This window comes from Sphingomonas sp. NFX23 (assembly GCF_049887795.1).
Classification (GTDB): Bacteria; Pseudomonadota; Alphaproteobacteria; order Sphingomonadales; family Sphingomonadaceae; genus Sphingomonas.
This window is the reverse complement of sequence record NZ_JAGEKH010000010.1, coordinates 47345-62560: the sequence shown is the minus strand read 5'-3', so window position 1 is coordinate 62560 and position 15216 is coordinate 47345. Positions and strand designations below refer to the sequence as shown.

At 67.5% G+C, this 15216-nt stretch carries 14 protein-coding genes; 13 read left to right on the top strand and 1 reads right to left on the bottom strand.

Annotated elements, in window-relative coordinates:
- Nucleotides 1-24 precede the first annotated feature (24 nt).
- Nucleotides 25-2817, top strand: a complete 2793-nt coding sequence (locus J4O76_RS22110) for a TonB-dependent receptor domain-containing protein (RefSeq protein WP_426284261.1) — start codon at nt 25-27, stop codon at nt 2815-2817.
- 267 nt (nt 2818-3084) lie between these two features.
- Here the strand turns inward: J4O76_RS22110 and J4O76_RS22105 are convergent, their stop codons facing one another.
- Nucleotides 3085-3741 (bottom strand): prolyl hydroxylase family protein, encoded by a 657-nt coding sequence (locus J4O76_RS22105; RefSeq protein WP_426284259.1) that lies wholly within the window; start codon nt 3739-3741, stop codon nt 3085-3087.
- 182 nt (nt 3742-3923) lie between these two features.
- Here J4O76_RS22105 and J4O76_RS22100 point away from each other — a divergent pair, with 182 nt between their 5' ends.
- The 12 genes from J4O76_RS22100 (at nt 3924) to gspN (ending at nt 15195) form a co-directional block, all read left to right on the top strand.
- Entirely contained in the window at nt 3924-4706 is a 783-nt protein-coding gene (locus J4O76_RS22100; protein WP_426284258.1) for a type II secretion system protein N, read from the top strand.
- Nucleotides 4703-6919, top strand: a complete 2217-nt coding sequence (gene gspD / locus J4O76_RS22095) for a type II secretion system secretin GspD (protein ID WP_426284256.1) — start codon at nt 4703-4705, stop codon at nt 6917-6919. Before J4O76_RS22100 ends, gspD begins: the two co-directional genes overlap by 4 nt.
- Nucleotides 6916-8568: a GspE/PulE family protein gene (locus J4O76_RS22090; RefSeq protein ID WP_426284255.1), complete on the top strand. Its 1653-nt coding sequence runs from the start codon at nt 6916-6918 to the stop codon at nt 8566-8568. The genes gspD and J4O76_RS22090 overlap by 4 nt, the downstream gene beginning before the upstream one ends.
- A gap of 122 nt (nt 8569-8690) precedes the next feature.
- The gene (gspF, locus tag J4O76_RS22085) at nt 8691-9917 is read left to right on the top strand and encodes a type II secretion system inner membrane protein GspF (RefSeq protein ID WP_132740198.1); all 1227 of its coding nucleotides are present in this window, start codon (nt 8691-8693) and stop codon (nt 9915-9917) included.
- 8 nt (nt 9918-9925) lie between these two features.
- Complete coding sequence (gene gspG, locus J4O76_RS22080; RefSeq protein ID WP_136190649.1) at nt 9926-10366, top strand: type II secretion system major pseudopilin GspG; 441 nt, start codon at nt 9926-9928, stop codon at nt 10364-10366.
- Entirely contained in the window at nt 10341-10856 is a 516-nt protein-coding gene (locus J4O76_RS22075; RefSeq protein ID WP_192977054.1) for a GspH/FimT family pseudopilin, read from the top strand. Before gspG ends, J4O76_RS22075 begins: the two co-directional genes overlap by 26 nt.
- Nucleotides 10846-11250, top strand: coding sequence for a type II secretion system minor pseudopilin GspI (gene gspI, locus J4O76_RS22070; protein ID WP_426284252.1), 405 nt, complete (start codon nt 10846-10848; stop codon nt 11248-11250). Before J4O76_RS22075 ends, gspI begins: the two co-directional genes overlap by 11 nt.
- Entirely contained in the window at nt 11247-11933 is a 687-nt protein-coding gene (gene gspJ / locus J4O76_RS22065) for a type II secretion system minor pseudopilin GspJ (RefSeq protein WP_426284250.1), read from the top strand. The genes gspI and gspJ overlap by 4 nt, the downstream gene beginning before the upstream one ends.
- Nucleotides 11920-12918 carry a type II secretion system minor pseudopilin GspK gene (gene gspK, locus J4O76_RS22060; RefSeq protein WP_426284249.1) on the top strand — a complete coding sequence of 333 codons (999 nt, stop codon included), beginning with the start codon at nt 11920-11922 and terminating at the stop codon, nt 12916-12918. The genes gspJ and gspK overlap by 14 nt, the downstream gene beginning before the upstream one ends.
- Nucleotides 12915-14000: a type II secretion system protein GspL gene (gene gspL, locus J4O76_RS22055; RefSeq protein WP_426284248.1), complete on the top strand. Its 1086-nt coding sequence runs from the start codon at nt 12915-12917 to the stop codon at nt 13998-14000. Before gspK ends, gspL begins: the two co-directional genes overlap by 4 nt.
- On the top strand, nt 13997-14473 hold the full coding sequence (gene gspM / locus J4O76_RS22050) for a type II secretion system protein GspM (protein ID WP_426284246.1): 477 nt from the start codon (nt 13997-13999) through the stop codon (nt 14471-14473). Before gspL ends, gspM begins: the two co-directional genes overlap by 4 nt.
- The gene (gspN, locus tag J4O76_RS22045; protein ID WP_426284244.1) at nt 14470-15195 is read left to right on the top strand and encodes a type II secretion system protein N; all 726 of its coding nucleotides are present in this window, start codon (nt 14470-14472) and stop codon (nt 15193-15195) included. The genes gspM and gspN overlap by 4 nt, the downstream gene beginning before the upstream one ends.
- Nucleotides 15196-15216 lie beyond the last annotated feature (21 nt).

The window sequence follows — 15216 nt, the reverse complement described above, 5'->3', positions numbered from 1 at the left end:
ACCCCCTGATCTGGATATTCGGCCATGCAAACGCGCTTCGGCTATGCCACCTTACTTCTCCTGACCTCGCAGCTGGTCGCGCCCGCGGTGCTCGCCCAGACCGGCGGCGCTGCACCCGCTCCAGCCGCCTCGCCACCCGCCTCGACGACGCAGACCGGTCCGACCTCGACGCCGGTGGACGTGTCTGCGCCACAAGCAGCCGGAGCAGAGGCCGAAGTGTCGACGCCGGGCTATGATCCCAATGGCGGCGAGGACATCGTCGTCGTTGGCCGCAACATCCCGAATTTCGTCCGCGCGACCCCGCAGGTCGTCTCGATCCTGTCGACCGAGGACATCGCACGTACCGGCGAAGGCGACATCGCCGGCGCGCTGTCGCGCGTTACCGGTCTCAGCATCGTCGGCAATGGCTTCGTCTATGTCCGCGGTCTCGGCGATCGCTACTCGTCGTCGCTGCTGAATGGCTCGCCACTGCCAAGCCCCGAGCCGCTGCGCCGTTCGGTCCCGCTCGACATCTTCCCGACCACGATCGTCGGCTCCGCGCTGGTCCAGAAGACCTATTCGGTGAACTATCCCGGCGAGTTCGGCGGCGGCGTGATCAACCTCACGACCAAGGCAATCCCGGACAAGAACTTCCTGTCGTTCGGCGGCTCGGTCTCGGCCGACACCGCGACCACCAGCGAACTCGGCTACACCTATTATGGTGGCGATGCCGACTGGATCGGCTTCGACGACGGCACGCGCAAGGTGCCGAGCTTCATCAAGAACGCACCGAGCGGCACCGGCAACATCTCGGCCGCGCAGGCCGCGACGCTCAGCAACGCCTCGACTTCGCTGCTCCAGCGCAACAACCAGCTCCCCGCCAATTTCTCGGGCGAGATCAGCGGCGGCTCGGTGTTCGACATCGGTTCGGGCCGGCTCGGCGTGATCGCGTCGGTCAGCGCGAGCAACACCTTCCGTACCCGCAGCATCACGCAGCAGGATTCGGTCACCAACGAAGGTCTGCTCCGCAACGATTTCCAGACCCTGCTGACCGACAACCGGATCGTCGCCAACGCGCTGATCGGCGTCGGCTACGAGTTCGGCGAGAACAGCATCAAGCTGACCAACGTCTATATCCACGACACGCTGAAGCAGGCGCGTGGGTCGGCGGCGACCACCTATAACAACTCGAGCGGTCTTCGTTTCCAGCAGAATACCAACTGGTTCGAACGCCAGCTGTTCGAGAGCCAGCTGGTCGGTGCGTTCAAGCCCGTCGACGCGCTGACGCTCGACGTCCGCGGCGCGTATGCCAATTCGAAGCGCAATGCGCCGTACGAGCGGCAGTTCGACTATCTCTGCTCGAACACCACCACGACCGGCCAGCCGATCACGGTGCAGGATCCGAACGGGACCGGCGGTGCGCAGTGCAACGGCGCGTACCAGGTGACGCAGCGCTTCTCGCCGTTCGCGTCGATCATCTTCAGCGAACTGAAGGAAGACCTCTACAGCGGCCAGGCGGACGCCGCGTACAAGCTGTCGACCGATCGGCCGATGACGCTGTCGACCGGCTATTTCTACTCGGATACGAAGCGTACGTCGTCGCGTCTGCAGTTCAACTACCAGACGCCGCGCGGTGGCGGCACCGCGCCGGGCTATCCGTACAATTTGCTCCGTCCGGATTACCTGCTGGCGATCGATACAAACGATCCGCTCAACTCGCTCGAATTGCAGTTCAACACCCCGCTCGGTGCGTATCAATATGATGCGTCGCTGCGGATCCATGCGGGCTACGTCCAGGCTGAAGCCGAGGCGACCGACGGCGTCCGCGCGACGATCGGCGTACGCTACGAGACGGCGGACGAGCGGGTTACCCCAATCGGTGCGACCACGACGCGTCTGAAGAACGATTACTTCCTGCCGGCCTCGACGCTGACCTGGAACTTCGCGCCCGACATGCAGCTTCGTGCGAGCGCCTCGAAGACGATCTCGCGCCCGCAGTTCCGCGAGCTTGCACCACAGCAGTTCCGCGATCCCGAATCGGATCGCTTGTTCTTCGGTAACCCGCTGTTGCAGGATACCAAGCTCTACAATCTCGACGCGCGCTACGAGTGGTTCTTCGCGCGTGATCAGCGCTTCACGCTCGGCGCGTTCTACAAGCGGATCGACAAGCCGATCGAACAGGTCGGCTTCTACACCGGCGCCGACGATCGTCTCCAGACGGGCTTCACCAACCTGCCCAAGGCCAAGCTGTACGGCGGCGAGGTCGAGTTCCAGAAATACGTCCCGCTCGACACGCTCGGCAGCGATTTCTTCGCGACACGCCGCCTGCTGTTCATCGCCAACTACACCTATACGCAGTCGTCGATCACCGTGGACGGCAGCTGCGTCCCGAACGTGGTGGACCAGACGACCAAGGTTGCGGGCTGCCAGACCGGCTTCGCGCCCGCCACGGGTAACTTCCGCGACGGCGCGCCGCTCACCGGCCAGTCGGACCACCTCGTCAACGTCCAGCTCGGGCTGGAGGACACCAAGCGGCTGTCGCAGATCACGTTGTTGTTCAACTACGCCAGCGACCGCGTAACCAACCGCGGCCCATCGAACCTCGGCGGCACGGGCTTCCTGCCCGACATCATCGAGAAGCCCGGCATCCGCCTCGACCTCGTCGCCCGCCAGGGTGTCGAACTGCGCGGCGCCAAGTTCGAGGTGAAGGCAGAGGCACGCAACCTCACCAAGACGCGCTTCACCGAGGGCCAGACGTTCGAGAACGGCAACAAGGTGTACATTAACCGGTATAACCTGGGTCAGGTGTTCACGCTGGGCATCAGCACGACGTTCTGAGGAAGGGGCGGTCGTTCGGGTTCCGCTCCAGTGGCGAGCGCAGTCGGAGCGACCGACCTCCCAAGAAGATGACCTCCCCGGCGAAGGCCGGAGCCCAGTTGGAAAGGTCGGTGTAACGTAGCGCCGTCCTTCGTCACCAGCGTTGCCCAACTGGACCCCGGCCTTCGCCGGGGAGGTGCTTTGAGAGTGCTAGGTGCTGAGGCGCAGGAGTCGCCGTTGCGCCAATCCGTCCGTTCTCGCCAGACCAATCATGGCCCTAGACCAAGCCTAACCCCAAGGCTTCTCGCGAAACCATTTGGTGATCACATACTTGACCCCCGCGCGCACCTTCATCCCGTGATGCAGCGTCGCCGGGTTCATGCTCCCATCCGCCCGCCGGTTGTTCCACGCCAGCAGCTTGCCAGTCTCCGGCTGGACGATCTTGTCGATCGCCTTGAACCGCGTCGCGCCGCCAGCTTCTGGCTGGTTGAGGTAGATCATCACGGTCCACGTCCGATTGCCCGCGACCCCGCAATAGCGCTGATAATCGACGCCGTTCGGCTCGAAATAATCGGTGTGTCCCTTGAACTCCTGCCCGACCGCATAGCGCTGCCCCTGGAGCGGTTCGCCGTACACCGGGTCGAGGCCGGTCAGCGCGGCGATCCGGCGCTCGACCTCGATCGCGACCGGATCGAGCGGAGAAAGATCGCCCGTCTCGCTCGTCCGATAGTTCGCATCGCCGTTCGAATCGGAGATCGTCGACGGCCGTCGCGCTGCGTCGATCCGCTCGATCAGCGTCGCACACAGGTCCGGCGGCAGGAAATCGCGCCGCACGAACAGGTCGAGCTTCGGGCTTGGTACGCGCTGCACGCCGGGTACGGAGAGCCGCGCGATGATCGCTTCGGGAGGCAGGCCGGAGCCGCTGGACGGGACAGGATCGGACATGAGCGTCTTCTGCCCATCGCTGACGCGAAGCGCTACCCCATCAGAATCGAAGCAACCAACGCGCAAGCCATTGACGCGGAATTGTAACATGGCATGCCTACGCGACGAAGAGAGCGGGAAATTGGGGTGGGTCGCGGATGCGATTGAAGCTGGACGCGCGGGCGCGCCGTATCTTGCGGCGTATGCCCGTCGTGAATGTCTATAGTGTCGTCGAACTCGCGCTGCTGGCCGGGCTGGCGGTGCAGTGCGCGCGGCTGGCGTGGACGATCGTGACGCCGATCACGCCACTCGGCGACTGGCGTCCCGCCACGCCGATGGTGGTGGGTTCGCCCGCCGACATCTTGCGTGGCTTCGACCCGTTTTTCCGCCTTGGTGGCGCGGCCGGCGCACCCGCCACCGTCACGTCGCTTCAGTTGACCCTGTTCGGCACGCGGATCGATGAAGCGATGGGCCGCAGCTCCGCGATCATCGCCGGTCCCGACGGCGTCCAGCAGAGCGTTGCGGTTGGTGACGAGATCCAGCCCGGCGTGCGCCTCAAGTCGGTTGCGTTCGATCACGTCACGATCGACCGCGGCGGTGCCGACGAGGACCTGTTCCTCGACCAGTCGGGCGCCGTCACGCCGGTCGTTCCGGGGGCGGCACCGGCAGGTGCGACCGGAGCGGTGGCGCCGGTCGTTGGTATTCCCGTGGCGCAGTTGCGGAGCGAGATCGGCTTCATTCCCCGCATCGACGGCGGCCGCATCAGCGGGCTCACCGTCCGCTCGCAAGGCTCGGGCAACGCGTTCCGCTCGGCCGGGCTCAAGGACGGCGACGTCGTTACGTCGATCGGCGGGCGTCCCGTTTCCGGTCCCGGCGATCTCGACCGCATCGCCAAGGATTTCGCGGGCGGCGGCAACGTCCCCATCACTGTAGAACGCGGCCAGGATACCCTGCCGCTCGCCATCACGATCGCGCCCCCCCAATGAAAAAACTGTTTCTCGGCCCCGTCGTAGCCCTCGCGCTGGCGGCCGGCGTTCATGCCCAGACCACGCTAAACGTCCGCGACGCCGACATCCGCGCGTTCATCGCCGATGCCGCCAAGGTCACCGGGCGCACTTTCATCATCGACAACCGCGTCGCCGGCAAGGTGACGGTGGTCACCGATCGCCCGCTGTCGCGCTCCGAATATTTCGAGATATTCCTTTCGACCCTGCGCGCCAACGGCCTCGTCGCGGTGCCGACCTCGGGCGGTGCGTTCCGCGTCCAGCCGCTCGACAACGCCGCGTCGCAGCCGAGCCGGATCGGCGTCGCAGGCGCCGCGCGCAACAGCTACGTCACCGAGATCATCCGCCTCCGCGCGATCGACGCGCAGTCCGCAGTCGAGACCGTCCGCCCGCTGGTCAGCGCGCAGGGCTCGGTCAGCGCGAACCGCGGCGGCAACAGCCTCGTCGTGGTCGATTTCGCCGACAACATCCGCCGCATCCGCGAAGTCCTTCGCCGGATCGACACCGACACGTCCTCCACCCGCGTCGTCGCGCTGAAGAACGCCAGCGCGAAGGAAATTGCGACTGCGCTCCAGGGGCTCATCGGCGCCGGCACGGGCGGCGGACAGGGCGGGCAGGGCGGTGGTGCCGCCGCCGGCCCGAGCGCATCTGTGGTCGCAGTCGAAGGCTCGAACGCGGTCGCCCTGCGCGGCGATCCGACGACCGTCGCCCGCCTCGCACAGGTCGCCGCCGACCTTGATCAAAAGGCGCGCAACGGGACCGAGATCAAGGTCGTCTTCCTCGAGAACGCCGATGCTGAACAGTTGCTGCCGGTGTTGCAGGAACTCGTCGGCCAGACTCCGACGCAGCCGGTGCAGACCGCATTGTCGCGCTCGAACTTCGGATCGAGCAGCACAAGCGGCGCGTCCGGCGGCCAGTCGAACTTCTCGCAACCACAGATCCCGCAGTCGGGACCGTCGCCGAGCGGCGGCAGCGGTGGATCGGGCCAGGCCGCGATCACGTCTGCTGGCAGGTCGGCGGTGGTCGTCACGCGCTTCGCTGGCGCCAACGCGATCGTCATCGCCGCACCCGCCGAGATCCAGCGTCAGCTGAACGAAGTCGTCCGCCAGCTCGATACGCGCCGCGAACAGGTACTGGTCGAGGCAATCGTCGCCGAGGTCTCCGATTCGACCGCGCGCACGCTCGGCGCACAGTTCATCGTCGGCGACCCGAGCGGCGGCGCGTTCGGCGCATCGACCTTCTCGAACTCCGCGCCCAACATCCTCCAGATCGCGGGCGCGATCGGCGCGCGCTCGATCGGCGGCAACGGCACGACGGTCGTCGCGCCCGATGGCACGCGCACCGAAACGAACACCCCCAATGCCGCGGCGGACGCGCTGCAGCAGTCGGCGATCGCGTCGATCCTTGCGGCCACCGGCGGCTTTGGCGGGTTCGGCGGCAAGATCGGCAGCACCTTCTTCGGCGCGATCATCAACGCGGTGAAGAGCGACACGACCTCGAACCTGCTCCAGGTCCCGCACCTCGTCACGCTCGATAATCAGGAGGCGCACAGCCTTGTCGGGCAGGAGATCCCGATCACAACGGGGCAGGCGCTCAGCACCAATTTCGACAACGCCTTCCGCACCACGCAGCGCCAGAATGTCGGCATCGAACTGACCGTGCGGCCGCAGGTGAATTCGTCGGGTACCGTAAAGCTCAACCTTCGCCTCGAGGTCAGCTCGATCGCTGGCCCGGTATCGAGCGACAACAGCGACCTAATCCTCAACAAGCGCGAGGTCGAGACCGTCCGCACCGTCGACGACGGTCAGATCGCGGTGATCAGCGGTCTGCTCGACGATAACGAGCGGCGCACGATCGAGAAGATTCCGCTGCTCGGCGACATCCCCGTGCTCGGCCATCTGTTCACCTCGAAGGCGAAGCAGCGGTCGAAGACCAACCTGATGATCTTCATCCGCCCGACGATCCTGCGCACTGCCGAGGACAGCCGCAAGCTGACCGAGCAGCGCTACGGCTACGTCCGCCTGCAACAGGGCTTGCAGGAGCCGGGCGCCGAGCCGTCGATCGACCAGCTCGTCCGCGACTACATGGGCGCTGCCCCGCCGATCCCGAGCGCGCCGATCCCCGGCAACATCGAGGACCCGCGCATCGCGGTGCCGGTCCGCACCTCGACGATGGTCGTGCGGCCCAAGAAATGATCATCCGCGAAGGCCACGAGATCGACGCTGCTACTCCCCTTCCGCTTGCGGGAGGGGTCGGGGGAGGGCCTGCCTCGATCACGGACGATGTGATCGAGGGGTATGTCATTCCCTCCCCCAACCCCTCCCGCGAGCGGGAGGGGAGCAGTGACCTCCCCCAGATCACCATCCCGTACGCCTTCGCCCGAAAATTCGGCGTCGTAGTCGACCACACCGACATCGACTCCCACCTAACCATCGCGATGCGTGCCGGCGCCGATCCCAAAGTCCTGCTCGAACTCCGCCGCTACCTCGCCCGCCCGTTCGACGTGACATTCGTCGAGCAGGTCGCCTTCGACCGCCTCCTCTCGAACGTCTACGCGATGGACGGCCAGGCCAACGCGCTCGCCGCAGTCGGCATGGGCGACGAACTAGACCTGCTCGCCGGCGACATGCCGACCGCGGAGGATCTGCTCGACACCGCCGACGACGCTCCCGCGATCCGCCTCATCAACGGCATCATCGCCGATGCCGCGCGCAACGGCGTGTCCGACATCCACATCGAGCCATATGAGTCCGGCCTAGTCGTCCGCATGCGCATCGACGGCGTGCTGCGCGAAACGCTGCGGATGCCGCCCAACGTCGCCCCGGTGGTGGTCAGCCGCATCAAGGTCATGGCGCGCCTCGACATCGCCGAGCGCCGCGTCCCACAGGACGGCCGCATGGGCCTGACGCTCGGTGGCAAGCTGCTCGACGTCCGCGTCTCGACGCTGCCGAGCCGCGCAGGGGAACGCGTGGTGCTGCGTATCCTCGACAAGGAAAACGCCGGCATCGATCTGGAGGCGCTCGGCCTGCCGCCCGCATTGTTCGCACTGCTCAACGAGGCGCTGAGCGAACCCAACGGCATCATCCTCGTCACCGGCCCGACCGGCTCGGGCAAGACCACGTCGCTCTACGCCGCGCTGCGCCTGCTCAACGACGGCAGCCGCAACATCCTGACGGTCGAGGACCCGGTCGAATATGCCGTCGACGGCGTCGGCCAAACGCAGGTGAACCCGAAGGTCGGCCTGACCTTCGCGGCAGGCCTGCGCGCGATCCTCCGCCAGGATCCGGACGTCGTGATGGTCGGCGAAATCCGCGACCGCGAGACCGCCGAGATTGCGGTGCAGGCGTCGCTCACCGGCCATCTCGTGCTGTCGACGGTCCACACCAACGACGCGATCGGCGCGATCACGCGCATGCGCGACATGAAGGTCGAGAGCTTCCTGCTCGCCTCGACGTTGCGTGCGGTGATCGCCCAGCGCCTCGTCCGTCGCCTGTGCCCGACCTGCCGCAAGGCGGTACCCGCGTCGGATACGGTAGCGCCGCTGCTCGGCATCGCCTCCGACGCGGTCGTCTACGTCGCGCAAGGGTGCGAAGACTGCAACCAGACCGGCTACAAGGGCCGCATCGGCGTCTTCGAGGCGGTCCGCATCGACGACACCATCCGCCGCCTGATCAACACCGACGGCCACGAATCCGAGATTACCGCGCACGCGTTTGCGAAGTCCCCGAACCTGGCGCAATCAGCCCGCGACCTCGTCCTGTCCGGGCAAACCACCGCCGAAGAAGCCGTCCGAGTATCCCGCCGCGACACGACCGAAGTCGCGCCCGAGGTGGCCGATGCGTAACGCCTCTTCCCCCCTCCCTGGAAGGGAGGGGCCGGGGGTGGGTCGGCCCGCTTCGGCCACCGCCTCCCGCCTAACAAGCCGACCCACCCCCAACCCCTCCCTTCCAGGGAGGGGGGCGCGTCGTGGCTGATTTCGACTATATCGCGATCGATACCAAGGGCGCCGAACGCCGCGGTCATGTCGCCGCGGCCGATATCGACGTCGCGCGCGCCACCCTCGACGCGCGCAAATTCTACGTCGTCAAGATCACCCCAGGCGCGCCGCCACAGGCCACCAAGGGCCGCCCGCTGTTCGGCCTCCAGCTCGGCACGCCCAAGATGTCGGGCAAGAACCTCACGCTCTTTACCCGCCAGCTCGCGACCCTCAACCGCGTCTCCCCGCTGGAAGAATCGCTCCGTACGATCACGCGCCAGACCGAACAGGACAGCGTCCGCACGATCGTCCAGCACGTCCATGCCGGCGTCGTCGAAGGCCGTCGCCTCGCCGACGCGATGGCGCGCGAGCCGAAAAGCTTCCCGCCGCTCTACCGCGCGATGGTGTCCGCCGGCGAAAGCTCGGGCTCGCTCCCGACCATCCTCGACCGTCTCGCAGCCCTGCTCGAACGCCAGGCCGAGATCCGCGGCAAGCTCATCACCGCGCTGGCCTATCCCTCGATCCTCGCGCTCGTCGCGTTCGGCGTCGTTACCGCGCTGATGATGTTCGTCGTGCCGCAGGTCGTCGAGCAATTCGACACGGTCGGCCAGCAACTCCCGCTGCTGACGCGCATGGTCATGGCGTTCTCGGCGTTCCTCGTCGGATACTGGTGGGTGATGCTGCTGATCGTCGTTGGCGGCGGCCTGGCCGGGTGGCGGGCGCTCAAGGATCCGACGTTGCGGCTCGCCTTCGACGGTTGGCTGCTGCGTATCCCGCTGCTCGGCCGCCTGATCCGAGACCTTCACGCGGCACGCATGGCGCGCACGCTCGGCACGATGGTCGCTAGCCGCCTGCCGTTGCTCGACGGTCTCAACCTCACCGCCAGCACGATCCACAACCGCCGTCTCCGCCAGGCCTCGGACCAGATTGTCGACGCGATCCGCGGCGGTGGCTCGCTTTCCGCCGCGATGCGCCGCGCGGGCGTCTTCCCGCCACTGCTGACCTATCTCGCGGCATCGGGCGAGGCCGCCGGCCGCCTCGACGAGATGCTCGAGCGCGCGGCGGACTATCTCGAACGCGAGTTCGACCGTTTCACCGCCACCGCACTCTCGCTGCTCGAACCGCTAATCATCGTCGTGATGGGCGGCATCGTGGCGACGATCGTGCTATCCATCCTGCTCCCGATCCTCCAGCTCAACACGCTGGCCGGACAATGAGGTTTCGTATGCGTCCCGAAGATAAAAAGAAGCGCCGCGAGGCTGGCTTTACCCTCGTCGAGCTGATGGTCGTGATCGTGATCATCGGCCTGCTCGCCACCATCGTCGCGCTCAACGTCCTGCCCTCGGGCGACACCGCGCGGATCCAGAAGGCGAAGGCCGACATCGCCCAGATCGAGGGCGGGCTGGAACTCTACAAGCTCCAGAACATGACCTTCCCCAACACCACGCAGGGGCTGAACGCGCTCGTTTCGGCACCCGCGGGCCTATCCGATCCATCGCGGTACCAGCGTGGCGGTTATCTGAAGAAGCTGCCGAACGATCCCTGGGGTCGCCCGTATCTCTATGCCTCGCCCGGCGCGCATGGCGAGGCCGACGTCTGGACCTTCGGGGCGGACGGCAAGGAAGGCGGCGAGGGGATCGATGCCGATATCGGCAGCTGGCAATAAGTCCTTGGACTGGGTCCCCGCCTGCGCGGGGACACTTTCGCGGAGACGCGAAAGTGGCTTCACGCTGGTCGAACTGATGGTCGTCGTTACGATCATCGGCTTGGCCTCCGCTGTGGCCGTGCTCGTCATGCCGGACCCGCGCGGCCGGGTGCTCGACGAGGCGACGCGCTTCGCCCTGCGCACCCGCGCCGCGCACGATTCGGCGATCGTCGAGGCACGCCCGGTGAGCGTCTGGATCAGTGGCGGCGGCTACGGCTTCGACCGGCGGCTCGCTGGCGGCTGGACGCCGATCGCCGAGAAACCCATGCGCGTCGAACGCTGGAACGAAGGTACCAGGGCCAGCATCGGTGACACCACCGGCCGGATGCGCGTGACGTTCGACCCGACCGGCCTCGTCGACCGCCCCGCGGAGATCCGCCTCGATCGCGGCGGCGTCGCGGCGACCGTCCACATCGACGCCGACGGCAGCGTAAGAGCCGATGCGGGCTGATCACGGATTCACCCTTCGTCGACGTTACGCCGAACACGGCTTCACGTTGATAGAAATCATGGTCGCGCTGGCAGTGTTCAGCCTCGCGGCGATGGCGCTCGTGCGTCTGGAGAGCGCGACGATCCGCGGCGCCTCGATCCTCGACGAAACGCTGGTCGCGCAGATGGTCGCGCGCAACGTCGCGATCGACGCGGTCACCAGCGCGCAGCCACCGACGGCAGGTCGCGTCACCGGTACAGAGACCAACGGCGGCCAGCCCTGGACGTGGACCCGACAGGTCCGCGCACTCGGCGGATCGAGCGTGCTGCGGATCGACGTAGCCGTCGCCGACCGGACCGGCACGCAACTCGGCCGCCTGACGATGGTGCGACCCGCGCCGCGGATGGTGATGTGACTCATCCGAAAACCGAATCCGGCTTCACGCTCATCGAAGTCATGGTGTCGCTCATGATCTTCGGCATGATCGCCGCAGCGGGCGTCGCGATCCTGTCGTTCAGCGTCAAGGCGCAAAGCAGCACGGGCGCCAAGCTCGACGACATCAGCGCGCTCACGCGGACGATGTCGATCTTGTCCGCCGATCTCGCCCAGGCATCGAACCGCACCAGCCGTGACGAGGCCGGCACCAGCGTTCCCGCGTTCATCGGTGAGAGCGGGTCGGGCGTCACGCCGATGCTCCGCCTCGTCCGCGCCGGCTGGAGCAACATCGACGGCACGGCCCGGTCCAGCATGCAGAAGGTCGCCTACCGCGTCGATGGCGGCGCGCTTCAACGGATCGCGTATCCGATGGTCGACGGCGCGCAGCCGCTGCCGCCTGCCGCGTTGCTCACCAAAGTTCGTCAGGTCGGACTGCGCTATCGCATCGCGGGCGCCTGGAGCGATCGATGGGACGGCGCGAGCGGCAGGCCTTTGCCCGACGCGATGGAACTCACCGTCCAGCGCGATGACGGTACGCAGTTCCGCCAGATGTTTCTCGTCGGCACCAGCTACGTCCCGGCGCCATCTGATGGAACGGGTCCCGCCGCCACGCCACCCGCGGGCACCCCTCCGGGACGGGAGACGCCCGGTGCACGCACCTGATCGCGGCCTCGAGCGTGGGCGGGAACGGGGTGCAGCGTTGCTCACCGTCCTGATGCTCGTCGCGATCATCGCGGTGATGGCAGGCGCGGCGCTGGAGAAACTGCGGCTGTCGACCCGGCTCGCGAGCAACGCCGCGACCGGCGAGCAGGCGCGCGCCTATGCGCTCGCGGCGGAGACGATGGCACTGACTCGCGTCTCCAACCTGCTCGCGCCAAAGCCTACGCGGGTCACGTTGGCCGGCGGCTGGAGCAACACCCCGTTCGGCCTCCCGGTCCCCGGAGGCTTTGCAACCGCGCGGGTGCGTGACGGTGCGAACTGTTTCAACCTGAACTCTCTCGTCGGCATGACGACCCCCGGCGTGTACGTCGCGCGCGGCGAAGTCAGGCCGCAGTTCGTTCGCCTGATGCGGTTGCTCGACGTGCCGGTGCAGGTTGCCGAACAGATCGCGGCGGGCACGACCGATTGGATCGACAGCGATCAGGACCAGTCACCGATGGGGGCCGAGGACGGCGCGTATCTCGGTCGCGTGCCGTCGTACCGCACCGCCGGCACGCTGATGAGCGACCCCAGCGAACTGCGCGCGATCGCCGGGATGACGCCCGAGATCTACACGAAGATCCGGCCGTGGATCTGCACGCTGCCCTTCGCCAAGCCCTCGCCGATCAACGTCAACACGCTGCTGCCCGAACAGTCCGTGCTGCTGGCGATGATGTATCCCGATACGCTGTCGGTCGGCGCCGCCCAGCAACTGCTGCTGCGGCGACCGGTGCAGGGCTACGCCACGTTTGACGAAATGCAGAAGGGCGCGTCGTTGCTCGGCGCCGCCAATATCGCGCCCGGCGCGGACGCGCAGGTGCTGTCGAAATGGTTCACGCTCGATATCGACGTGACGCTCGGCACCACTCAAATGCAGGAACGTGCGCTGATCGACGCGAACCGGCTTCCCGCGCAGCTCGTATCACGGCAATGGGGCGAGCCATCATGACCACTTTGCTGTTCCTTCCCGCCGGCGAGACCGGATATCGCTGGATGCGTGTCGCGGACGCGCGGGTGGTCGGGGAGGGGGAGGGGATCCCCGATGCGATCGACGACGAGACGATCGCGGTCGCGCCCGCCGACGCGGTGACGCTGCACTGGGCGGAACTGCCGTCGCGGTCTGCGGCGCAGGCAACGGCGGCCGCGCGAATCCTTGCGAGCGAGGCGAGTGCGTCGCCGCTCGCCGAACTCCACGTCGCAGTTGGAGACGAAGGCGCGACCGACCGACCGATCGGCGTCGTCGGTGCCGCGACGATGCGCGACTGGCTGCTGATGCTGGCGGAGGCAGGCGTCGACCCGGTCGCCGTCATTCCTGCGCCGATGCTCCTCCCGCGACCAGAAGAGGGCTACGCGCGGGCGGAACTCGCTGGCAGCGGTGTCGTGCGTGGCACCTCCAGCGGGTTCGCCGATGAAGCCCGGCTGACCGAGCTTGTGACCGGCGGCACCGCGCCCTCGACCATCGACCGTGATACGCTGGAAGCGGCGATCGTCGCCGCCGTCGCGTCGCCACCGCTCGACCTACGCCAGGGGCCGTTCGCGCGGCGGCGACGGTTCGCGATCGACTGGGGGCTGATCCGGCGGCTTGCGCTTTTGTCGCTGACGATTCTGGCCGTGACGCTGGCGATCTCGCTTGTCCGCATTGCCAAGTACAGCTTCGGCGCGGATGCGTTGGAGGCGGAAGCCGACACGGTGGCGGTCACCGGTTTGCCGCGCGGCGAGACGGTGGTCGACGCCAGCCGCCAGCTCGACGAGCGTCTGTCGCGCGTGCGGGGACCGGGGCTGGGGTTCACCAGCACGACCGCGGCAGTCTTCGCGGCGGTGCGCGCCACGCCGGGCACCGAAGTCACCGCACTCGATTTCCAGGCGAACGGCGACCTGCGCCTGTCGGTGGCGGTCGAGCGCGAAGCCTTGGCGACCGACCTGAAGCGCGCGCTCGAATCCGCAGGCTTCTCGGTCCGCGCGGGTGTGTTCCAGGCCGCCGCCGGCCGCGTGACGGGGGAACTTACGATCAGCCCGGAGAGCGGACGATGACCGGACTGAAGACGTGGTTCGAGGGACGCTCGCTCAGGGAGCGGCGGCTGTTGCTCGTGATGGCGGGGCTCGCGGTCCTCACGTTGCTGTGGGCGCTGATCATCCGCCCGGTCGGCGACGGCCTGTCGAGCGCGCGCGAGCGTCATGCCGATGCGGTCACGCGGCTCGGCGAGACGCGCGCGCAAGTCGCGACGTTGCGCGAAATCCAGCGGACGCGCGCCACGCCGCTGACCGGCACGCTCGCCGACGTCGTGCGCGCCGAGGCGGACCAGGCCGGCTTTGCGCTCGCCTCGCTCGACCAGGACGGCGCGAGCCGGGTACGGATCGGCATCCAGTCGGCACGCCCCGCGGCGCTGGTCGCGTGGCTCGCGCGCCTCGAACGGCTCGGCATCCTCGTCGATTCGGTGGCGATGACCGACAAGGGCGACAAGACCGTCGGCGTCGCGCTTACGTTGAAGGTGCGCGCGGCATGAGGCGGATCCGTTTGCGTACCGGCCCCGCCGCGCTGTTCGGCGGGATGCTGCTGATCGCGCTGATCGTCTTCCTGCCGATGCGCGCGGTGCTCGGCTGGGTCGGCGTCGGCGACGAAGGGCTGGTCGCGCGGCGCGTGTCGGGAACGATCTGGGGCGCGACGCTGACCGAAGCGCGGTTCGGCGATCTCGCGCTTGGGGACCTCCACGCGCGGCTGTCGCCGCTGCCGCTGTTGGTCGGCCGCGCGACGATCGTCTTCGCCGGTCCCGAATCGGTGTCGGCCAAGCCATTGCGCGGGTCGGCGAGCGTCAGTCGCCATGGCTTCGGCGTCGACCACATGACCGCCACGGTCGCGACTGGTCGGCTGTTCGCGCCGGTGCCCGTCTCCGCGCTCGACCTCGACGACGTCTCGGTCCGCTTTCGCGATGGCCAGTGCGAAGCCGCCGAGGGCCGCGTCCGCGCAACGCTCGCGGGTGACGTCGGCGGGATCACCTTGCCGCAGTCGGTGAGCGGCACCGCGCGCTGCGATGGCACGGCACTGCTGCTGCCGCTGGCGAGCCAGTCCGGGACCGAGAGCATCGCGCTCCGGATCGAGGGGGCAGGGACCTATCGCGCCGAGCTTTCGCTGCGTCCCTCCGATCCACTGGCGATCCAGAAGCTCGAGCAGGCGGGCTTCGTGAGCGGCCCGAGCGGATACAAGCTCGCCATCGAGGGACGTTTTTGACGTCTTTTTGGCAAGTCGACG